Source organism: Vannielia sp. SX4, assembly GCF_052828525.1.
Genome location: NZ_CM128247.1, coordinates 3017114 through 3038546 on the forward strand (window position 1 = coordinate 3017114; position 21433 = coordinate 3038546).

17 protein-coding genes are annotated in these 21433 nt (G+C 67.6%); 6 read left to right on the plus strand and 11 right to left on the minus strand.

Annotation, left to right across the window (positions count from 1 at the left end; translation table 11 throughout):
* Nucleotides 1-2: 2 nt before the first annotated feature.
* From ACUXVX_RS14940 to ACUXVX_RS14975, 8 genes are all read right to left on the minus strand, one after another.
* Entirely contained in the window at nucleotides 3-374 is a 372-nt protein-coding gene (locus ACUXVX_RS14940) for a VOC family protein (RefSeq protein ID WP_446308909.1), read from the minus strand.
* Nucleotides 371-1357 carry a 1,2-phenylacetyl-CoA epoxidase subunit PaaA gene (paaA, locus tag ACUXVX_RS14945; protein ID WP_446308910.1) on the minus strand — a complete coding sequence of 329 codons (987 nt, stop codon included), beginning with the start codon at nucleotides 1355-1357 and terminating at the stop codon, nucleotides 371-373. The genes ACUXVX_RS14940 and paaA overlap by 4 nt, the downstream gene beginning before the upstream one ends.
* Nucleotides 1358-1360: 3 nt before the next feature.
* A complete protein-coding gene (gene pcaF, locus ACUXVX_RS14950; RefSeq protein WP_446308911.1) occupies nucleotides 1361-2569 on the minus strand; it encodes a 3-oxoadipyl-CoA thiolase in 1209 nt (402 codons plus the stop codon).
* Nucleotides 2570-3128: 559 nt separating this feature from the next.
* Nucleotides 3129-4523 (minus strand): dihydrolipoyl dehydrogenase, encoded by a 1395-nt coding sequence (gene lpdA, locus ACUXVX_RS14955; protein ID WP_446308912.1) that lies wholly within the window; start codon nucleotides 4521-4523, stop codon nucleotides 3129-3131.
* A 146-nt stretch (nucleotides 4524-4669) separates the two neighbouring features.
* A complete protein-coding gene (locus ACUXVX_RS14960; RefSeq protein WP_446308913.1) occupies nucleotides 4670-5263 on the minus strand; it encodes a DUF924 family protein in 594 nt (197 codons plus the stop codon).
* Between the two features lie 102 nt (nucleotides 5264-5365).
* Nucleotides 5366-6646, minus strand: coding sequence for an MFS transporter (locus tag ACUXVX_RS14965; RefSeq protein ID WP_446308914.1), 1281 nt, complete (start codon nucleotides 6644-6646; stop codon nucleotides 5366-5368).
* An 80-nt stretch (nucleotides 6647-6726) separates the two neighbouring features.
* The gene (gene queA, locus ACUXVX_RS14970) at nucleotides 6727-7782 is read right to left on the minus strand and encodes a tRNA preQ1(34) S-adenosylmethionine ribosyltransferase-isomerase QueA (RefSeq protein WP_446308915.1); all 1056 of its coding nucleotides are present in this window, start codon (nucleotides 7780-7782) and stop codon (nucleotides 6727-6729) included.
* Nucleotides 7783-8026: 244 nt separating this feature from the next.
* Complete coding sequence (locus ACUXVX_RS14975) at nucleotides 8027-11749, minus strand: hypothetical protein (protein ID WP_446308916.1); 3723 nt, start codon at nucleotides 11747-11749, stop codon at nucleotides 8027-8029.
* Between the two features lie 106 nt (nucleotides 11750-11855).
* Here ACUXVX_RS14975 and ACUXVX_RS14980 point away from each other — a divergent pair, with 106 nt between their 5' ends.
* The 6 genes from ACUXVX_RS14980 (at nucleotide 11856) to ACUXVX_RS15005 (ending at nucleotide 17853) form a co-directional block, all read left to right on the plus strand.
* Nucleotides 11856-12317 (plus strand): peroxiredoxin, encoded by a 462-nt coding sequence (locus tag ACUXVX_RS14980; protein ID WP_446308917.1) that lies wholly within the window; start codon nucleotides 11856-11858, stop codon nucleotides 12315-12317.
* 500 nt (nucleotides 12318-12817) lie between these two features.
* Nucleotides 12818-13630: a ferritin-like domain-containing protein gene (locus tag ACUXVX_RS14985; RefSeq protein WP_446308918.1), complete on the plus strand. Its 813-nt coding sequence runs from the start codon at nucleotides 12818-12820 to the stop codon at nucleotides 13628-13630.
* A 266-nt stretch (nucleotides 13631-13896) separates the two neighbouring features.
* Nucleotides 13897-15195 (plus strand): DUF5930 domain-containing protein, encoded by a 1299-nt coding sequence (locus ACUXVX_RS14990; RefSeq protein WP_410000858.1) that lies wholly within the window; start codon nucleotides 13897-13899, stop codon nucleotides 15193-15195.
* Complete coding sequence (locus ACUXVX_RS14995) at nucleotides 15185-15718, plus strand: bactofilin family protein (protein WP_222468801.1); 534 nt, start codon at nucleotides 15185-15187, stop codon at nucleotides 15716-15718. The genes ACUXVX_RS14990 and ACUXVX_RS14995 overlap by 11 nt, the downstream gene beginning before the upstream one ends.
* A gap of 201 nt (nucleotides 15719-15919) precedes the next feature.
* On the plus strand, nucleotides 15920-16738 hold the full coding sequence (locus ACUXVX_RS15000; RefSeq protein WP_446308919.1) for a hypothetical protein: 819 nt from the start codon (nucleotides 15920-15922) through the stop codon (nucleotides 16736-16738).
* A 146-nt stretch (nucleotides 16739-16884) separates the two neighbouring features.
* Nucleotides 16885-17853 carry an AEC family transporter gene (locus ACUXVX_RS15005; protein WP_446308920.1) on the plus strand — a complete coding sequence of 323 codons (969 nt, stop codon included), beginning with the start codon at nucleotides 16885-16887 and terminating at the stop codon, nucleotides 17851-17853.
* On the opposite strand, the gene ACUXVX_RS15010 is transcribed toward ACUXVX_RS15005, so the two are convergent.
* The 3 genes from ACUXVX_RS15010 to prfB all read right to left on the minus strand — a co-directional run bounded on the left by ACUXVX_RS15010 (nucleotide 17801) and on the right by prfB (nucleotide 21275).
* A complete protein-coding gene (locus ACUXVX_RS15010) occupies nucleotides 17801-18625 on the minus strand; it encodes a DUF2189 domain-containing protein (protein WP_446308921.1) in 825 nt (274 codons plus the stop codon). The genes ACUXVX_RS15005 and ACUXVX_RS15010 overlap by 53 nt on opposite strands.
* Nucleotides 18626-18744: 119 nt before the next feature.
* Nucleotides 18745-20151 carry an amidase gene (locus ACUXVX_RS15015; protein WP_446308922.1) on the minus strand — a complete coding sequence of 469 codons (1407 nt, stop codon included), beginning with the start codon at nucleotides 20149-20151 and terminating at the stop codon, nucleotides 18745-18747.
* The gene (gene prfB / locus ACUXVX_RS15020; RefSeq protein ID WP_222493905.1) at nucleotides 20151-21275 is read right to left on the minus strand and encodes a peptide chain release factor 2; all 1125 of its coding nucleotides are present in this window, start codon (nucleotides 21273-21275) and stop codon (nucleotides 20151-20153) included. The genes ACUXVX_RS15015 and prfB overlap by 1 nt, the downstream gene beginning before the upstream one ends.
* Between the last annotated feature and the right edge of the window lie 158 nt (nucleotides 21276-21433).

Here is a 21433-nt window from a genome sequence, read left to right on the forward strand (position 1 = left end):
CCTCACAGCCCGAACGTCCCGCCCCGGTCCTGCCCAAAGGCAATCCGGTGGCCGTCCGGGTCCACCACGTCAAAGTCGTCGCACCCGTAGTGCTCGGGGTGGTGTATTTCCGTCGGCTCCAGCCCCGCCGCCACGAACTCGGCCCGAAGCGCCTCCACGTCGGCCGTGTATACATAGGCCGCCCACCACTGGTTCAGCGGCACCGTGCCATCGCCCGCCCGGTCCAGCGCCAGCGTCACCCCGCCGCGCTTGCAGATGGCAAAGCCCGGCGGGTCGCCCCAGATCTTGGCCTCAAACCCCAGCCGCTCGTAAAACGCGGCTGACTGGGCAACATCCCGCACCTGCAAGACCGGCATGGCGCGCTCAAGGCTCACTCCGCCGCCTCCCGCCGCGCCGCCTTCTTCTCGGCATGGGCTGTCATCGCATCGCGCACCCACTGGCCGTCATCCCAGGCATCGCGCCGCGCCTTCATCCGCTCGGCACTCTCCGGCCCCGCGCCCTTGAGCACGGCAAAGAACTCGTCCCAGTCCGGCTCCGAAAAGTCGTAGCCGCCCTTCTCCTCGTTCCACTTCAGATGCTCATCCGGCACCGTCAGCCCTAGGAATTCCGCCTGCGGCACCGTCTGGTCAACGAACTTCTGCCGCAACTCATCATTGCCGTTGATCTTGATCCGCCACGCCATGTTCTGCGCCGAATGGACCGACTCCGCATCGCTCGGCCCGAACATCATCAGCGACGGATACCAGAACCGATCCAGCGCATCCTGCGCCATCCGCCGCTGCGCCTTAGTCCCCTTCGCCATCTTCATCATGATGTCGAAGCCCTGCCGCTGGTGAAAGCTCTCCTCCTTGCAGATCCGGATCATCGCGCGCGAATACGGCCCGTAACTCGTGCGCTGCAACGGCACCTGGTTCATGATCGCCGCGCCATCCACCAACCAGCCCACCGCGCCGATATCGGCCCAGCTCAGCGTCGGATAATTGAAGATCGACGAATACTTCATCCGCCCCGAAAGCAGCTGCTCCGTCATATCGTCGCGGCTGATCCCCAGCGTCTCGGCGGCGCAATACAAGTAGAGCCCATGCCCCGCCTCATCCTGCACCTTGGCCAGCAGGATCGCCTTGCGCTCCAGCGTCGGCGCCCGGGTGATCCAGTTGCCCTCCGGCAGCTGCCCGACGATCTCCGAATGCGCGTGCTGCCCGATCTGCCGGATCAGCGTCTTGCGATACCCCTCCGGCATCCAGTCCTGCGGCTCGATGGTCTCACCCGCGTCGATCCGATCCTGAAACGCCGCCTCCTCCGGCGACATTTCCTCGCGGCTCTTGCCGCCCTCGGATTTGATCATCTGTGCATACATGGCTCAGACCCTTTCGATGATGAGTGCAACCCCCTGCCCCACACCCACGCACATGGTGCAGAGTGCATATTTCCCGCCGCGCCGCTGAAGCTCCCGCGCCGCCGTCAGCACGATCCGCGCGCCAGACATGCCGAGCGGGTGGCCAATCGCGATTGCCCCGCCATTGGGATTCACATGGGCCGCATCCTCCGCCACGCCGAGATCGCGCAGCACAGCGATGCCCTGCGCGGCAAAGGCCTCGTTCAGCTCGATCACGTCCATCTGCTCGATGGTCAGCCCGGCCTTCGCCAAAGCCTTCTTCACCGCCGGCACCGGGCCGATGCCCATCACGCGCGGCGCCACGCCTGCCGATTGCATCGTCACGATCCGCGCCAGCGGCTTCAGCCCATGCACATGCGCCGCGCCCTCGCTCGCCACCAGCAGTGCCGCCGCCCCATCGTTGACGCCCGAGGCATTGCCCGCCGTCACCGTCAGCTCCGGCCCGTTCACGCCCTTGAGCCGCCCAAGCTGCTCGGCGGTGGTCCCGGGCCGGGGATGCTCGTCCTGCGTCACAACAACCGGATCACCTTTCCGCTGTGGGATCTCCACCGGAACGATCTCCTCGGCAAACACCCCAGCCGCATCCGCCCCGGCCCACCGGGCCTGGGACCGGGCGGCAAAGGCATCCTGATCTTCGCGTGAAACGCCCCAATCAGCGGCCACGTTGTCCGCCGTCTCGGGCATGGAATCCACGCCATAAGCCGCTTTCATCGCCTTGTTCACGAAGCGCCAGCCGATGGTGGTGTCATACACCTCCGCAGCGCGTGAAAACGCCGTGGTCGCCTTGCCCATCACGAACGGCGCGCGGCTCATGCTCTCCACACCGCCCGCAATGGCGAGGTCATAATCGCCCGCCTTGATCGCGCGGGACACGGTGCCAATCGCATCCATGCCGGACGCGCAGAGCCGGTTGATCGTCGCCCCCGGAACGGTCTCCGGCAGCCCCGCCAGCAGCAGCGCCATCCGCGCGACGTTGCGGTTGTCCTCCCCCGCCTGGTTGGCGCAGCCGTAGATCACATCGTCGATCGCACCCGCATCCAGCCCGGCGTTTCGCGCCATCAGCGCCTTGATCGGCACCGCGGCCAGATCATCCGCCCTGACCTGCGACAGCGCCCCGCCATAACGGCCAATCGCCGTGCGCACCCCGTCACAAATGAAAGCCTCTCCGGCCATTGGCTTGCTCCTCCCTGCTCGCTTGCCCGCAAATCTACGCCTCAGAGGGATTCGACGCAAGCAATACGTTACCAAATATAACTGCATTCGAAATTTTCGTAACCAAACCGCAGATCCTGCTTCAGAGCCACCCTTCGCCTGACACCCCAAGTGACGGGGATGGCGCACGGGTCAGCGAAATCGCCGAGGGGGTCGAAGCCGAAAACGGAAAAGCTCCAGTGGAGCTTTTCCGGCTTCGACGGGCGGAGCCCTGCGGGGGCGGGGATACGGCTATTTTCGTTGATGCGGGCGACAGCCTCGGCCACGCCGGAGTCAGGTGATGGATGGCCCCGCAAGCAGCTCCTGCTTTGGTGAACCCGGAGTTGACCTCCCACCTCCCCACCCCGCGCAGGCCGGGCATGGCGCAGCGCGGTGGGTGGGCGGGAGCTGTGCCATGCCCGGCCGCACCTCAAACAAAAGGGCGCCCCGGAAGGCGCCCTGATATCCACGGTGTGGGCTCTCGCAGATCGCTGCGCGATCCACTGCCGCCCACTGTTTGAAACGCCTTTGGCGTTTCAAACTAAATATGTATCGCCCGCCCGTAGGCCTCCAGCACAGACTCATGCATCATCTCCGACAGTGTCGGATGCGGGAACACCGTATGCATCAGGTCCTCTTCGGTGGTCTCCAACTGGCGGCCCACCACGTAGCCCTGGATCAGCTCGGTCACCTCGGCACCAACCATATGCGCCCCAAGCAACTCCCCGGTCTTCGCGTCGAACACCGTCTTCACCATGCCCTCCGGCTCGCCCAGCGCCACCGCCTTGCCGTTGCCGATGAAGGGGAACTTGCCGACCTTCAGCTCGTATCCCGCCTCCTTGGCCTTCGCCTCGGTCATGCCGACCGACGCCACCTGCGGATGGCAGTAGGTGCAGCCGGCAATCGACCCCGGCTTGATCGGATGCACATGCTGCCCCGCGATCTTCTCGGCCACCATCACGCCTTCGTGCGACGCTTTATGCGCCAGCCACGGCGCCCCGGCGATATCGCCAATCGCGTACACGCCATCGACTCCGGTCTGGCAATACTCATCCGTCACCACATGGGTTCGGTCGATCTTCACGCCCAGCTCTTCAAGGCCCAGCCCTTCGACATTGCCGACGATCCCCACGGCAGAGATCACGGTGTCGAAGTCCATCTTCTCCACCTTGCCGCCCACTTCGATATGGGCCGTCACCTTGCCCTTGCCACGGTCGAGCTGCTTGACCATGGCCTTCTCCATGATCTTCATGCCCTGCTTCTCGAACTGCTTCTTGGCGAAGGCAGAGATGTCCTTGTCCTCCACCGGCAGCACCCGGTCCATCACCTCAACCACGGTCGTATCGGCGCCCAAGGTGTTGTAGAAGCTTGCAAATTCGATCCCGATGGCGCCCGAGCCGATCACCAGCAGCTTCTTCGGCATCCGCTTCGGCGTGAGCGCATGGCGGTAGGTCCAGACCAGGTCGCCATCGGCCTCCAGCCCCGGCAGCTCCCGCGCCCGCGCGCCGGTCGCCACAACGATATTTTTCGCCGTCAGTTCCTCGGTGCCCTTCTCGGTCTTGACCGAAACCTTGCCCTTCCCGGTGATCTTGGCCTCGCCCATGATCGAGGCGACCTTGTTCTTCTTGAACAGGTGCTTGATCCCGCCTTCCATCTGTGCGGCCACACCGCGCGAGCGCTTCACCACCGCGTCGAGGTCATAATCGGCCTTCTCCACCGAAAGCCCGAAATCCTTGGCCCGGTGCATCAGGTGAAACACCTCCGACGAGCGCAGCAGCGCCTTGGTCGGGATGCAGCCCCAGTTCAGGCAGATGCCGCCGAGGTTCTCCCGCTCGATGCAAACCACGTTCAGCCCGAGTTGCGCGGCGCGGATCGCGGCCACGTAGCCGCCCGGACCGGCACCGATGACGATCAGGTCGTAGTTCTGCGAGGCCATGATTCTCTCCCGTTTCAAAACTGGTTTAGTGTTAAACTATTTTCGGCAACCTGCGAAAGCCCCAGCGGCCCGGCACCCCGGCCCGCGCCCGAAATCCCGCCATGCGGTTGCCACATGGCAGGGAAAAGCCGCGCATTCCCCGCACCTTACCCCGCCGAAAACCAACTGTCGGCGCTCGCTTCATCGACATGGTTGATCGACCAGCGGTAGCCCCCCGCCTCCAGATAGGCCTCCTCCGCCGCGCTCGAGGCGCGCCCGAGCGCCGCGTTGCGATAGGGAAACCGCCCGAAATCCCGGATCACCTGCCTATGGGCGCGGGCATGGCGCAGGTTGTCGCCCGGCATCCGCACCAGAAAGAGCCGAACGGCGGCATCCTGATCGGCCAGCACCTCCGAATGCATCATCGGCAGGTAGAAAAACTGCTTCTCCGGCTCCGGCACCCGGTCGTCGCGCCCCTCGGCCACGGCCCACTTGGCCCATTCGCGCGCCAGCCCGTCGGTCTCGAAACTGCGGGCATCACCGCGAAACATGTTGCGCGGGAACTGGTCGGTCAGGATGATCCGCGCCAGCACCTCGCGGGCGGTCCAGCCCCAATCGGGCCGCGCGCCTGCGGCAATCGCCTCCCAACTCTCCTGAAACCCCTCGCGGATCCGCGCATCGAGCGCGTCATCCTGCAAATACCAGCCGTCCGGACCGATCTCGTCGATCCAGAACCGGCAAATCTCCTCCGGTCCGACCATGCACACTCCTCCTGCGCCCAGCCTTGCACGCGCAGGCGGGGCGCACAACTCAAAGCACAGGTCTCAACACAGGCTCCAGCACAGGTCTCAACACTGGCCCCGTTACTGCGCCGAGGGCTGCGCCGCCGTCTCTTCGGCCTGGCCCTCTTCCAGCCCTTCCACGAAGACCTCCTGCGCCATGTCCACGGCCACCGCCGTAGCCGAGGGCAGAACCGGCGCATAATGGCCGGTATCCTCGACCGAAACCGAAGGCCGCCGCGTCATCCGCCAGAAGGCGTAGCAGGCCACCGCCGCCATCAGGAAGGCGATATACACAAAAAACCCGAGCGGCCCGACCAGCCCCATGAACCAACCGGTCACGATCGGCCCCGCGATCGCCCCCACCCCGTTGATAAAGATCAGCCCGCCCGAGGCGGCAGCCATGTCTTCGACCTCGAGGAAGTCGTTGGTATAGGCGATGATCAGCGCGTAGAGCGGGTTCGACATGCCGCCAATGCAGAAGCCCGCGATCAGCACGGCTACGAAGGAGCCGCCAAAGAGCAGGCCGAAGGCCCCGGCCACGGCCCCGCCGATGCCCAAAAGCGCGATCAGCAGGCGCCGGTCCATCCGGTCGCTGATCCAGCCGATGGGATACTGCATGAGCAGCCCGCCCACGTAGATCGAGGCCACGAAAAACGAGGTCTCCGCCACCGTAAACCCGGCTTGCGTGGCAAACACCGCCGACATGCCGAACATCGCCGCATAGACCCCGCCCAGCAGGAAGGCGCCCACCATCCCCAGTGGCGACACATGGTAAAGCGCGATCAGGCTCAGCGGCTTGGTGGTGTCAAACGCCGGCGTGGGCTGCACGTTCAGCAGGATCGGCGCAAAGGAGATCGAAACCAGCACGCTCGGAATGACGAAGAGCACAAACCCGGTCGGGTCGCCCGCCATCAGCAGGAACTGCGCCGCCACGATGCCGACCATCTGCACGATCATGTAGAGCGAGAGCGCCTTGCCCCGAATGTCGTTAGAGACCGAGTTGTTCAGCCAGCTCTCCGCGGTCACGTAAACCCCGGAGAAACAGAAGCCGATCACCACACGCCCCACCATCCAGGCCCAGGGGTTGGCCACGGTCGGGTAAAGGATCAGCACCGCGCTGATGAAGGAGCCCAGCGCCGCAAACACCCGCACATGCCCGACCCGCCGGATCATCTCCGGCGCCATCCGCGAGCCGCCGAGGAAGCCCACGAAATAGGCCGACATCACGAATGACATCTGCAGCGTCGAGAATCCCTCCAGCGAGCCACGGATACCCAGCAGCGTGCCCTGCACCCCGTTGCCCACCATCAGCAGCATGACGCCCAAAAGCAGCGCCCATGTGCTCGCGATCACCCGTACCATTCGTCAGACCTTCCTGAATTTGCCCCGCAATGCCCCATCGGCCGGGGGCGTGAACCGCCTCTCAGCGACACATGCCGTCGTTATTCGCCGGGAAGCAGCAAGGAGCTGTCCCCATAGGAAAAGAACCTGTAGCCCGCCTCTATGGCGTGCCGGTAAATCTCCGCGATCCGCTCCTGCCCCATCAGCGCCGAGACCAGCATCATCAGCGTCGACTTGGGCAGGTGAAAATTCGTCATCAGCGCGTCGGTGAGCCGGAACTCGAAACCGGGGTAGATAAAGATATCCGTCTCCCCCTCCCACGGCGCGATCTCGCCCTTCGCCACTGCCGCGCTCTCGATCAGCCGCAGCGCCGTGGTGCCCACGGGGATGATCCGCCCGCCAGCCGCCTTGGTCGCGTTGATCTCTGCCGCCGCCTGCGCGCTCACCTCGCCGCGCTCGGCGTGCATCCGGTGGGTGGTCACATCCTCCACCGTCACCGGCAAAAAGGTGCCCGCGCCCACATGCAGCGTCACCTCGGTCAGCCCCACGCCCATCGCCTTGATGCGCGCCAGCAGCGCCTCGTCAAAGTGCAGGCTCGCGGTGGGCGCGGCCACCGCGCCCGAGTGCCGGGCAAAGACGGTCTGATAATCCTCCCGGTCGGCCTCATCCGCCGCCCGCCGCGCGGCGATGTAGGGTGGCAACGGCATCGCGCCCACCGCCTCCAGCGCAGCGTCAAAATCCGCGCCCTCGACCGAAAACCGCAGACGCACCTCGCCGCCCTCGCGGCTCAACACCTCGGCGCTCAGGCCTCCGCCAAACTCCACCACCTCGCCGGGCTTCACCTTCTTGGCGGGCCGCGCCAGCGCGAGCCACTCGGCCCCGCCGCCCGGCTCCAGCAGCGTCACCTCAACCCGCGCCTCCACCGGCCCCTGCGCACTCTCGCGCCGCCGCAGCCCCGAAAGCCGCGCCGGAATCACCTTGGTGTTGTTCAGCACCAGCCGGTCGCCGGGCCGCAGATAGTCGCAAAAATCGGCCACGCCGCGGTCATCGATCCAGCCCGCGCCCGCCACCAACAGCCGCGACGAGCCGCGCGGATAGGCAGGCCGCACCGCGATCAGCGCCTCAGGCAAATCAAAGTCGAAATCATCCAGCTTCATGCCGCCGCCCTACAGGCCCGCCCCCCTTCAGCACAAGCCATTAACGTCAAATGGGCCTGAACGCGCCGCCGCGTCCCAAACACACCAACCACCCCGCCCCAAAACAATTCCAATTCACCTAAAATTCTCCCCACCCCTGTTCATTTTCTTGCTGCAAATATTCCCGGGGGGTGTGGGGGGCTGGCCCCCCACTGCACAACGGATACCCCAGCCACTACGGTCAAGAATTGCGCCCCGAGCCCGCCTAATTCGCCAGTCTCGGCGGCGGCTGGCGGAATATCTCGCGGAAGATCCCCGGCGTCAGCACCGACAGCGGGTTCACGCTCACCCGCGGCCCCGAGGCCGGGCCGGTCATCTTGTAGTTGAACCCAAAGAACCCCTCGCCCTTCTTCGAGATGATCCGCCCGATCCCGTTCACCACGTAGATCGGCGAGAACACCCCCTGCAGCTGCATGTAGTCGCGGTTCATGTCATAGACCCCGGCCATCGAGATCCCGACCGAGGGGCCAACCGCCGAGCCGTGGTTGATCTGCACCGCGTTGGGCGTGAGCCGAAAGTTCACCTCGGTGTTGCTCAGCAGCAGGCCGGAGCCGTTGAGCTGCTCCAGCAGCCCCACCACCGAGATCGCGTTCAGCAGCGCCGCCAGCCCCGGCGCGCTCTGCACCCGCACGTTCTTCACCTTCAGCTCGCCGTTGTATTGCCCCGCCTCCGCGCGCGGCACCAGCGTCAGCTGCATTTCCCCGCCCTGCCCCTTCTTGAAGAGCCCGGCCGCCCGAAACAGCCGGCCCGCGTCATCGGAAGCCATGCGCACGGCGGTCTTGCCCTTCACCGGCACCAGCGTGCCGGAGACCGGGGCCGCCCCGTTCACCCTTCCGCTGAACTTGCCGTTCAGCCCGCCCCGCGTGGTCAGGTCGGCGCGGAAGCCCTGCAAGGCGATGCTGTCGGAGATGATCAGCCGGTCGAGCGCAAGGCTCATCGGCGCCCCCGCCGTGCCGCCGCCCCCGCCCTGGGCAAAACTGGTGCGGCGGATATCGACCCAGCCGCCGCGCACGCTCACCGCTGGCGTCGCCCCCCGGCCCCGCCCGGTGAGCGTCACCGGCGCGTCGATCCACGCGCCCGCCTTTACCCGGCTGAACTCCGCCGTGCGCAGCCCGCCGCCGGGGTTCAGCGTCACCCGGCCCTCCGCCGTGAGCCCGGGCGCCGTCAGCGCCAGCCGCTCAATCGCCGGCGGCTCGCCCAGCTGTCCCTCCACCTGAAGCGAGCCCTTCGTCGCCGGCCCCTTGCTCCAAGCCAACTCGCGAATGGTCAGCCCCATCCGGTTGAGGTCGGAGCGCAGGCTGAAGCGCGGCGCCGTGCCGCGTGCCAGATCGATGGTGAACTGCCCCGTGCCCGAGCCCGAAACCATCCCGTTCGGCAGGCCGATGTTGAACCGGTCCACAAAAGCCTGACTCAGCTCGATGGTCCCCTCCACGCGGGAGGGCTGCGGCCCCGGCTTGTCGATTGGCTGCACCCAGGCTGCGGTGATCGGCAGCCCCTCGATCCGCCCCGGCCCCTTGATCTCGATCTCCTCGGTATGGGCCAGCACCTCAAGCCGCTCGGCGGTGAGCGTCCTCCCCGGCACCACCTGCTCCGAGCGCACGCCAGTCAGCACACCGTTCACCCGAAAGCCGATCTGCTCCTTCGGCACATCCTTGATCAGCGGAAAGCTGATCACTCCTTCCAGTGCCGCAGTGCCCTCGGCCAGGTCCACCGGCTGCCCCGCCTTGCTCAAAAACCGCCACGGCTCCTGATCGAGGATCGAAAGCACCGCCGTCGCGCTGCTCTTGGACACGAGGTTCACCTCCATGTCAGAGGGCACCTTGTGCACATCCGGCACCCGCAGCACCGTGCCCGCCACGTCAACCCGCCCGCCTTGGGGCGCGTCGATGTGGCCCGCGTCGAGCGAGAGCGTGTAGGCCCCCTCCGAGATCGAGGAGTAGCCCGCCGCGCCCTGCACCGGCGGCAGGGTCGGCAGCACCTGCACCTCGCCACCCTTGAACTCGTAGACAAGGCTCATCACCGGCCGTTCCTCGCCGGGCCGCGCCCGCAGCGCGCCCTTCACGTTGAACAGCTCCCCCGCCTGCACCCGCTCGGCGATCCAGTCGCGGGTCTTGCTGGCCAGCGCCAGCGGCCAGAGCGCAAGCAGCCGCTCATGGCCGATCCGGTCCACCTCGAGGTCAATCGCCGCCTCCCAGCCTTCCGGCACCGGCCGGGCGCGGCCCCGGGCGCGCAGGGTCACATCCTCGCCGCTCAGCACCATCTGCCCGATCCGCAAGCGAAGCGGGTCGAGCGAGAGCTTCAGGTCGAGCGCGCCGGACCCAAAAGCCAGCCCTTCGGCAAACACCCCCGACGGGTCGAGCGTGACGTTGGAGAAGGCCAGTTGCCCCACCAGTTCGGTCGGCCAGCCAGTCTCTTCGATGCCTTCGAGATAGGCCTGCCCGGTAGCGGTAAAGGCCCCGTCCGGCGCCTCCAGCCGCAGCTCATCAAACACCAGCCGCGCCGCCTCGGGCTGGTAGCGAAAGTAGCTGCGCCCGCCGTCCAGCGCGATCGGCGCCTGCCCCTGCCCCGGCTCGATGGCGCCCGCGCCAATCTCCAGCCGACCGGCCAGCTCCTCGATGCCGCCCGCCTCGCTCACCCGCGCCCGCATCGAGCCCGAGATCGGCGCATCGATCAGCCCCAGAAAGGCGGTGGCTGGCGAGAGCGTGGCAATGTCCTGCGCTGCCACCCCTTCCACGCTGGCCGCAAGCTCGGCCGCCTCCGACCCCTTGCGCGAGGCATAGCTCACCACCGCCGCCGCAGGGGCAACCTCGAAGCCGTCCTCGCTGACCTCCGGCGCTGCGCCGCCTGACCCCGGCACCGCATCCGCTGCCAGTTGCAGCGCCAGCCGGGCCGAGACTTCCTCTTCGGTCTGGGCAATCACCAACTCGCCGTCATAGAGCACCCATTCCCGCCCCGAGCGGGCATCGAAGAACTCCAGCGCGAGGTCGTCGGCCCGGATCTCGCCGATAGGCGCAAAGCTCGGCAGCGCCAGCATCTCGTCGACCCCGGCCAGCAACTCGCCAAGGCTGCCCGCCCCGCCCCAAGCCATCTCCACATCGCCCAGTTGCAGGTCGAACTTGCCGTTCCGGTCCCGCACCGCCCGCATCGCCGCCCCGGTGATCGAAATCCCCCGTGGCTGGATCCGCCCCTCCAGCAGCGCGCCCTTTTCGAGCGTCGCACCCAGCGCCGGGACATGGACGATATGGGTGCCATCGGCGGCGCGGATATCGACATCGCGGAAGGTCACGCGCGGCAGTGCCGTGCGCTGGAAGATCACGTAAAGCCCGCCCATCTCCACCTGCGCGCCGCCCAGCCCTTCGTTCAGCCGGGCCTCCACCCGCGCAGCCAGCCAGTCCGGCGCTGGCAACTCGCGGCCTGCGGTGAGGAGGATGGCGAGGATCACGGCCACCACGCAAAGCACCGCCACATCAAAGGCCCAGACCAGCGGCCGCGCCAGCAGGCGGCGCTTGCGGCCCTTGCGGCGCGGCGCGGGCGCGGGTTCAGGCTCACCCTCCGGCGTAGGGTCATCACCGTCCGCGCCCTCCAGCGCCCCGCCATCCCGCAGCGCCGCCACCACCGATGCCCCGCCGGTCACCGGCACATGCGCCGCGCCCAGCGCCGGGGCCGCGCTCTCGGCAGGCAGCTCCGCCTCCAGCCCCACCTTCTCCGGCGTCAGGATCAGCAGCGGCAGTTTCTGCCCCGCGCCCGCAGGGTCCGGCGCGCGCTCCGGCACGCCCAGCGGCGGGGCCGCGCCCTCCACGCCCGCAGGCCCCAGCCGCCCCGCCGCGCGGGCCTCGCTGGCCAGCCGTTCGGCCTCGGCGGCGGCATCGAACCACCGCGCGGACGCGTCCTGCGCCGCACTCTGGGGCTTGTCACTGGGCGGGCTCATCAGCCTGTCGTTATCCTTCAGCTCTGGTCCCTCTGCTCTCGCGCGCCATATTCGCAGGAGCCGCGCGATTTGAGAAGCGCCTTGGACCCAGAGAGGAGACGACACGATGGACCTGACCGGCCAGAAAGCCCCTGATTTCACCCTGCCCCGCGATGGCGGCGGCGAGATTTCGCTCTCCGGCCTTCAGCCCGCGCCGGTGGTGCTCTACTTCTACCCGCGCGACGACACGCCGGGCTGCACCACCGAGGCCATCGAGTTCACCGCCGCGCTGGAGGCCTTCGGCAAGGCCGGGGCCAAGATCGTCGGCGTCAGCCGCGACGCCGTGGCCAAGCACGAGAAGTTCATCGCCAAGCACGATCTCGGCATCCCGCTGGTGGCCGATGAAGACGGCGCCGTCTGCGAGGCCTACGGCGTGTGGGTCGAGAAAAACATGTACGGCAAGAAGAGCATGGGCATCGAACGGGCCACCTTCCTGATCGACGGCGAAGGCAAGGTGGTGCGCGAATGGCGCAAGGTGAAGGTCAAAGGCCACGTCGAAGAGGTGCTTGAGGCGGCGCAGGGGCTGTGACGGCGTAGGTCGGGATTGATCCGGCTTTGCCAACTATCTCCGACACAAGCCGGTCAGCGCCGTCCCGTGGGGTGGCGCTCTCAACCTCCGTGCGTGCCACTTTATCGCGCAACAGTCATCTTCCCTCAGAGGTAACGCCCAACCTCACCAAAGCGCCGCCCCGGGGGGCGAGACGGCGCTGCCCGGCGCCTTACGGCGCGCACCGGGCAAGGCACTCCTCACCACTCCCACGCAAGCCGAGCAGCGCCATCTCGTGGGGTGGAGCTCACAACTGCAGTGCCTGCCACTTTATTGCGCAGCAGTCATCTTCCCCCTGAGGCCGCCCCCAACCTCACCGAAGCGCCGCCCCATCCCGCCAAAGGCGGGCCGACAAAAACTCGGCGCACCTTTGGTGCGACGGACGGGACGGCGCTGCCCGGCGCCTTACGGCGCGCACCGGGCAGGGCACTCCTTCTCACCCCACCTTCCCCCTCACCGCCCGCTCCCCTAAAACCCCCGCCATGACCACCACCCTCGCCGCCCTCGCCACCGAAGTCCTCACTTGCCCCGAAGGCCGCGGCAAGGCCGAGCTGTCGCGCCGCCACGCCGCCACATGGCTCGCCTCCCGCGAGGCCGGCACGCCGCTGCCCATCGGCACCGCGCAGCCGCCCGATGCGCCCGCCCGCCCCGCCAAGCCGGCCCTGCTCGATCCGCGCGACGTGCCCCGCCGCCGCCCCGGCACCGAGGCCGGCCGCAAGGCGATCCTCCACGCCGTCGCCCATATCGAGTTGAACGCCATCGACCTGCACTGGGATGTCGTCGCCCGCTTCACCGAAACCCCCATGCCGCTCGGCTTCTACGACGACTGGGTGCGCGCGGCGGATGACGAGAGCCGCCACTTCATGCTGATGGACGACTGCCTGCGCGAGCTGGGCATGGAGTACGGCAGCCTCGATGCCCACGCCGGCATGTGGCGCGCCGCCTCCGACACCGCGCATGATCTGCCCGCCCGCCTCGCCGTGGTCCCGATGGTGCTCGAGGCCCGCGGGCTCGACGTGACACCGGGCATGATCGACCTCTTCTCCAAGGCCGGCGCCACCTCCGCCGTCTCCGCACTGCAAACCATCTACGCCGAAGAGGTCAGCCACGTGGCCTATGGTGCTAAATGGTTCAACTGGATCTGCGGTCGCGACGGGCTGGACCCGAAAGAGGCCTTCCACACCCTCGTGCGCCGCTACTTCCCCGGCGGGCCGAAACCGCCCTTCAACGAAGAGAAGCGCGCCGAAGCCGGGATGCCGCCCGATTTCTACTGGCCGCTGGTCGAAGGCACCTGAGCGCGCACCCGGCCACCGCGCCCCTGCGACGGGCCGCCGCAGCCCGCGCCGCCGGGTGCCCCAACTGGCGCAAAAATCGGCAAGAACCTGCCGAATCGCGCGCCCTGACCAGCGGTTAACCACGTTGTGCGGCCAGCAAAACTTGCCATCCCTCACCCGGTTACGTTAACACGTTCGCAATCCGTGATGGCCGCTGGGGGGCCGTACGGGTGTATTTGGGGTACGGGAACAGGAACGGATCATTGAAAGCACGCGTCTTGCACCGCATGCACAGCGCCCTTGAGCGCCACTTGCCCGAGCAACGGCTCTTTCTGCGCTCGGATACCGAGACCCGGTTCATCCGGCTCAAGCCCGAAACGCAGCTCATCGCGCTGGCGGGCTCTGCACTGGTGGTCGGCTGGGCAATCATCGCCACCGCCGTCCTGCTGATGGACTCGATCGGCTCCGGCTCGATCCGCGAGCAGGCCGCCCGCGAGCAGAAGAGCTACGAGACCCGCCTCAACGCCCTCTCCGCCCAACGCGACGCCCGCGCCGAAGAGGCCGCCGCCGCGCAGGAACGCTTCAACGCCGCGCTGGCGCAGATCTCGGTGATGCAGTCCGACCTGCTCGCCTCCGAGGACCGCCGCCGCGAACTGGAAACCGGGCTGAACGTGGTGCAGGGCACGCTGCGCCGCACCATGAAAGAGCGGGATCAGGCGCTGGCCGGTCAGGCCGAGGCGATCGCCACGCTGGAAGGTGCCACCGGCTCCGCCAAAACCACCGATGGCCGGCTGACGGATGTCGAAGGCACGGTGGACTTTCTCACCGTCGCTCTTGAAAGCACCGCCCGCGAGCGCGATGCGATGGCCGATACCGCCGCCGCCGCCCGCGAAGAGGCCCAGGCCCTCGCCTTTGAGCGCGAACTGATCCTCGACCGCAACGACCAGATCTTCACCCAGCTCGAAGAGGCGCTCACCGTCTCCGTCGCGCCGCTCGACAAGATGTTCCGCGACGCCGGCCTGCCGCCGGACCAGCTGATCTCGACCGTCAAGCGCGGCTACTCGGGCCAGGGCGGCCCGCTGACCCCGCTGACCTTCTCGACCAAGGGCATGCCGCTGGACATGGGCCAGAACCGGGCAAACAACATCCTCAAGGGTCTGGAGCGGATGGACTACTACCGCATCGCCGCCCAGAAGGCCCCCTTCTCCGTGCCGGTCAAATCCGCCTTCCGCTTCACCTCCGGCTTCGGGCCGCGCTGGGGCCGCATGCACAACGGCACCGACTTCGCCGCCGCCTACGGCACCCCGATCTACGCCACCGGCGACGGTGTCGTGATCCACGCAGGGCGCCAGTCGGGCTACGGCAACCTGGTGAAAATCCAGCACGAGTTCGGCATCGAAACCCGCTATGCGCATATGAGCGCCATTCGCGTGAAAGTGGGTCAAAGGGTCTCGCGCGGGGATCGCATCGGTGATATGGGAAGCACCGGACGGTCCACTGGCGTCCACCTCCACTATGAAGTGCGGGTCGGCGGCAAGCCGGTGAACCCGATGACCTACATCAAGGCAGGACAAGATGTTTTCTAAATCCAGGATCAACGAGCCTGGCTCCGGCGCTGGCGCCGAGTCCGGCAAACCCGGTAGCTCCGACGCAGGCACCCCCGCCAAACAGGCAACCACACCGCCCTCGAGCGCACCCGCGTCCTCCGGCGCCTCCAGCGCGCCCAAGGCCAAGCCGCCCGCGTCGACGCTGTCTTCCGACCTGACCATCGTCGGCAACATCAAGACCACCGGCGACATCCAGATCGAAGGCACCGTGGAAGGCGACATCCGCGCCCACCTGCTGACCGTCGGCGAAGGCGCCACCGTGCGCGGCGAGTGCATCGCCGATGACGTGGTGGTGAACGGCCGCGTCGTGGGCCGCGTGCGCGGCCTGAAGGTCCGCCTGACCTCGACCGCCCGCGTCGAAGGCGACATCATCCACAAGACTATCGCGATCGAAAGCGGCGCCCACTTCGAGGGCTCGGTGCAACGGCAGGACGACCCGCTCGCCTCCGGCAACACCTCCGCCCCCAAGCCGCTGCCCACCCCCGAGGCCCCCAAGGGCTGACCGGCGACCGGCATCGCAAGAGTTTTGAAAGGGCGCCTCCGGGCGCCCTTTTTGCGTCTGGTGGCCTCGCTGCGCTCGGGGGGCTCATGCTGGACCGCCTACACTCGGGGTCCGACCTGCCCCCAAGCTGGCCCTCAGGTTTTGCTGGACGAAACCACGCTTCCCGGTCAGGCTGGGGCATCGCCTGTGTAGGAGACCGCAATGTCTACCCTCCACTGCCTTGCCCCTGCCGCCCTCGCCTTCACCCTGCTTCCGCTCGCCTTGCTGGCCCACGACGTGCCGCCCGAGGTGCAAGCGCTGGAGCTGGAGAAACTCCGGCTCGAACTTCTGCAGTTGAAGCAAGACACCGGCCCCGCCCAATGGCTCCGTTTCATCCTGTCCACTCTCTTCCTGCCCGTGGTGGTGGCCTGGTTCGGTTTCATCATTGCCCGGCAGCAAAAAAAGACCGACAATCGGATGACTGCGGCAGCGGAAGCGGCCAAGGCCGAGGCCGAAAAGGCGGCCCTGCGCTTCACCGCCCTAACTGAGGCCCGGACTGCCGCTTATGCCAAGGCCTTCGCACTCACCGAAGCCACCGCCCTGACGTTTCCACGGCGTCCCGAGGGGGCCGGAGAGGACACCCCCGTGCTCACCCCCGCCCGCTGCGCCGAGATGGGGCGCGGTCTCTCGGGCTGGTATTTCGGTGCCGGCGGGTTGCTCCTGACCGAGGGCACCCGGCGGGCCTATGAGCACCTGATGGAGGCACTGGCCAGCGCCGCGCGCAGCACCGGTCCGCTGGCCAGCGCGAGCTTTGCTGCCCATGGCACTATGCTCAGCGACAGCGAGATCCGGGCCACCCGCGCCAAACTGCGGCTGGGCGACCGGATGCCTGAGGGCTGGGCTTTCGGCACAGGGGACGGTGCTGAACCCAACCGGGACTTTGTGTTGATCCAGACCCTCGCCAGCCGCTTCCGTACTGCACTCACCCGCGACATCGCCAGCCGTGCGATGCCCGAGGTTGCAGATGAGGCTGTTGCCTGAAACAGGCGCTAAGACGGCCGCCTGCGGTGCCGTGCGCCCTGCTGCTGCCGTGGCGCAGAGCCGAAGGAGAACTAGGAGTATTGTCAGCAAGAAAATGAACCTGTGAAGCACTTGCGGTTGCCGGGCGTGCGGCCCATAGCGGGGGCATGGTTCAGGTTCTCTCCATCTCCGGCACGATCTTTGCGCTCATCGCCCTTGGCTGGCTGCTGGTGCGGCGCGGGGTCTTCGACGGCAAGGCGCTGGATGTTCTGGGGGCCTATGTCGTCACCTGCGCCCTGCCCGCGCTGATCTTCCGGGCGGTCTCGTCGCGCCCTCTTGGGGAGACCTTCGATGCCGCCTACCTGCTCGTGCTCTGCCTCACCTCTCTGGCGCTCTTCGGGGCGGCCTACTGGGGCCTGCGCCGGGCCTTCGGCCTCTCGCCCACGGCGGCGACCTTCGCCGCGATGGGGGCAAGCTGCGCGAACTCCGGCTTCGTCGGCTACCCCATGCTGGGGCTGGCGCTGCCCGAGGTGGCCGAGCATGCGCTGGCGCTGAACATGAGCTTCGAGAACCTCGTGATGATCCCGCTGGTGCTGGCGCTGGCCGAGGCCAGCAAGGCGCAGGGCAACGGCGGCTCCGGCGTGGGCTGGCTCATTGCCCGGCGGCTGGCGACCTCGCCGGTGATCCTCGCGCTCTTCGCCGGCATCGCCGTGGCCGCCCTCGCGCTGCCGATGCCGCAGGTGGTGACCGGCACGGTGAACATTCTGGCGAATTCCTCCGCCGCCGTCTCGCTGGTGGTGATCGGCGGCGGGCTTGCCGGGCTGACCCTGCGCGACCTCGGCCCGCTGGCCTGGGCGGTGACCGGAGCCAAACTGCTGCTGATGCCCGCGCTGGCCTGGGCGCTGCTGCTGCTCTTCGGCGCTGCCGGACTGGTCCCAGCCCCTGCCGCCCTCTCACCCGCCCTGCTGGTGATGACCGCCCTGCCCGCCATGTCGATCTACCCGGTGCTCGCCCGCCGCTACGGCGAGGTCACCACCCCCGCCGCCGTGCTCCTGCTGCAAACGCTGGCAAGCTTCGTCACCCTCACGGCCCTTCTGGCCCTGCTGGGCTTGGCCGCGACTCCGGCGGGTGGATGAGCGCGCGCTCGTAAAGGTGCCATGTCGCGTGGCCCAGCACCGGTAGCGCGATGAGCAGCCCGAGGAACCACGGCAGCATCGCCGCCAATAGCAGCCCTGCCAGCAGCGCCGCCCATGCCAGCATCACCACCGGGTTCTGCCGCACCACCGCGAGGCTGGTGAGCATGGCGGTGATGAAATCCACCTCCCGGTCCAGCGCGAAGGGGATCGAGACCACTGTCAGTGCGTAGAGCAGCAGGGCGACGCCCGCGCCAAAGAGCAACTGCGCCGCGATCATCCGGTAACCCGCCGGCGTCATCAGCGCCGTCAGCCCCTCGGATATGTTGATCAGCGCCCGCGGGCCGAGGAAGACGGCAAAGAGCATATGGGCGAAGAAGGTGTAGAACAGGAAGTAGATCACGATGATCGCCCCGATCCACGGGATCTGCCGCGCCCGCTCGCGCCAGACCCGGATCAGCACGCCGTTGCGGCCCAGAAAGGTCAGCCGCTCGCCGCGTGCGAGGCGGCGTGAGACCACGTAGATCCCGACCGCGGCGAAGGGCGCGATAAGCGGAAAGCCGAGCGAGAGGATCAGCACCGAGGCGACATGGCCGAGCGAGAGCTTGACCATGGCAAAGCCGCCAAGCGCGTAGACCAGCGCAAAGAACAGGCCGAACTGCGGCGCGCGGGTAAAATCGCGCCAGCCCGCCGCAAGGGCGGCGCGCAGATCGGATAAGTCGAGCCGGGCAACATCCGGTTTCGGGGCGGCCTCGGCATAAGTGGCGTCAAGCATGCTTCCTCCTGCCATGCTCGCGCGTTTCCCCGGCTATTTGGCCCAAGGCCGCCACATGGCGCAACCCCGCAGGGCGGGGCCCGACCGGCGTGTGCCGCCAAAGAGCGACCGCGCAGCCCCTACCCGGGCACCCGCGCCCCCGGCCAGTTCACCGCCGCGTGATACCCCTCCGCCAGCGCCAGCAGCGCCGCATCCGCGCCGCGCGGCCCCATCAGTTGCACTCCGGCGGGCAGCCCGGCCTCGCCGAAGCCCGCCGGCAGGTTCACCACCGGCAGGCCGATGAGCGAGGCGGGCACCACGCATTCCATCCAGCGGTGATAGGTGTCCGCCGCCACGCCTGCGACCTCGCGCGGATAGTCCCACTCCGCCGGGAAGGGCCACATCTGCGTACTGGGCAGGATCACCGCGTCATAGCGGGCAAACATCCGCGCGGCGGCGCGGAACCACTCCGAGCGGATCGCGCTGGCCGCCTGCACCTCCGCCGCCGAGAGCCCCCTGCCCTGCTCGATCTCCCAGATCAGCGCGGGCTTCAGCTTGCCGTCACTCGCCGGATCGTCCAGCAACGCGCCCTGCTTGCCCGCCACCGCCCAAGACCGCAGGGCCACCCAGCTCTCCCAGAGCTTCGCGGCCGGGAACGGCGGCGCCACCGGCTCCACCACGGCGCCCAAGTCCTCGAACACCGCGCAGGCCGCTTCGCCGCGCTCCAGCAGCCCCGGCTCCATCGGCCATGCGCCGCCCCAGTCGCCCAGCCAGCCGATCCGCTTGCCGCGCGGGCCATCGCCACCGGGCACGAAACCCGCCCCCACAGGCTGCATCGGGTCCGGCCCGGCGATCACGCTGAGCAGCAGCGCAAGGTCGGCGGGCGTGCGGGCCATCGGACCGAGGGTGGAGAGCGGATGCAGGATCATCTCACCCACCGGATCACCCGGCACCAGCCCGTGGCTGGGCCGCATCCCGTAAACATTGCACCAGGCCGCCGGGTTGCGCAGGCTGCCCATCATGTCGGAGCCATCGGCCAACGGCACCATCCGCGCCGCCAGCGCCGCCGCCGCCCCGCCCGAGGAGCCACCCGCCGTGCGGGAAGTGTCATAGGGGTTGCGGGTGACGCCGAAGACCGGGTTGTAAGAATGCGAGCCCAGCCCGAACTCCGGCACATTGGTCTTGCCGATCAGAATCGCCCCCGCCGCCCGCATCCGCGCGGCGATCAGGTCATCGGCCTGCGGCACGTGATCCGCATAAACCGGGCTGCCCCATGTGGTGCGGATGCCCTTGGTGGCCACCAAGTCCTTCACCGCCACCGGCATACCCAAGAGCGGGGCGGCACCGGGCAAAGGCGGCCCCGCCTCTTCCACCGCCCGCGCCTCGGCGAGCAACTCGTCTTCGCCGCGCAGGGAAACGATCGCATTGATCGCAGGGTTCACCTCGCCCACCCGGGCAAGCACCTCCTGCATCAGGTCCACCGGCCCCACCTCCCGCCGGTTCAAGCGCTCTGCAAGCGCGGTGGCGGAGAGGTCGGTGAGCGCCATCAGCCTTCGGCCTGCGCCTCGCTCCGGCTCTTGCCGGAGACATCCATCGCCAAGGTCGCAGCCATGAACCCGTCGAGATCGCCATCGAGCACGCCGGAGGTGTCAGAGGTCTCGTGGTTGGTCCGCAGGTCCTTCACCATCTGGTAGGGCTGCAGCACGTAAGAGCGGATCTGGTTGCCCCAGCCCGCCGAGCCCTTGCTCTCGTGGGCGGCGTTGATCGCCTCGTTCCGCTTGTCGAGCTCCATCTGGTAGAGCCGCGATTTCAGCGCCTTCATGGCGATGTCCCGGTTCTGGTGCTGCGACTTTTCCGAGCTTGTCACCACGATGCCGGTGGGCGCGTGGGTGATCCGGACGGCGGAGTCGGTGGTGTTCACGTGCTGGCCGCCCGCGCCGCTCGACCGGTAAGTGTCGATCCGGATGTCCGCCGGGTTCACCTCGATCTCGATGTTATCATCCACCACCGGGTAGACCCAGACAGAGGCAAAGGAGGTCTCCCGCGTGCCCTTGCCGAAGGGGCTGATCCGAACGAGCCGATGCACGCCGCTCTCCGACTTCAGCCAGCCATAGGCATTGGTGCCGCTGATCTTGTAAGCGCAGCTCTTGATGCCCGCCTCGCTGCCCGCTTCCTCGGATTGCAGCTCTACCTTGAAGCCGCGCTTCTCGGCCCAGCGCACATACATGCGCTGGAGCATCTGCGCCCAGTCACAGGCCTCGGTGCCGCCCGCGCCCGCGTTGATCTCGAGGAAGGTGTCGTTGCCATCGGCCTCGCCGTTCAGCAGCGCCTCCAGCTCCTTCTCGGCGGCGCGCTTCTCCAGCGCGATGATCGCATTCTCCGCCTCGGCAACAACCTCGGTGTCCTCTTCCATCTCGCCCAACTCGGCCAGCTCGATGTTGTCGGAAAGCTCCTGCTTCAGCCCGTTGTAGGTGTCGAGCGCATCAACCAGCAGCTGGCGCTCCCGCATCAGCTTCTGTGCCTTGGCCGGGTCGTTCCACAGATCCGGATCCTCGGTGCGAGCGTTGAACTCCTCCAGCCGGTGCTGGGCGGTGTCCAGCCCGAGCCGCTGGCCCAGAAGCTCCAGCGATTTTTCGACCGCGTCCACCGCGTTTTGTGCCTCGGCCCGCATGGGTCTGCCCTTTCTTTTGGTTCGATGTGCCTGATACCGCGTGGGGCGGTGAGGGGCAAGAATTGCGGTGCGTGTCGCCCGGCTGAACCGTCGCGCAGCGGGGGTTTCACACCCCCGCACCCCCGTGGGATATTGAGAGCAAGAAAATGAACGGGGGT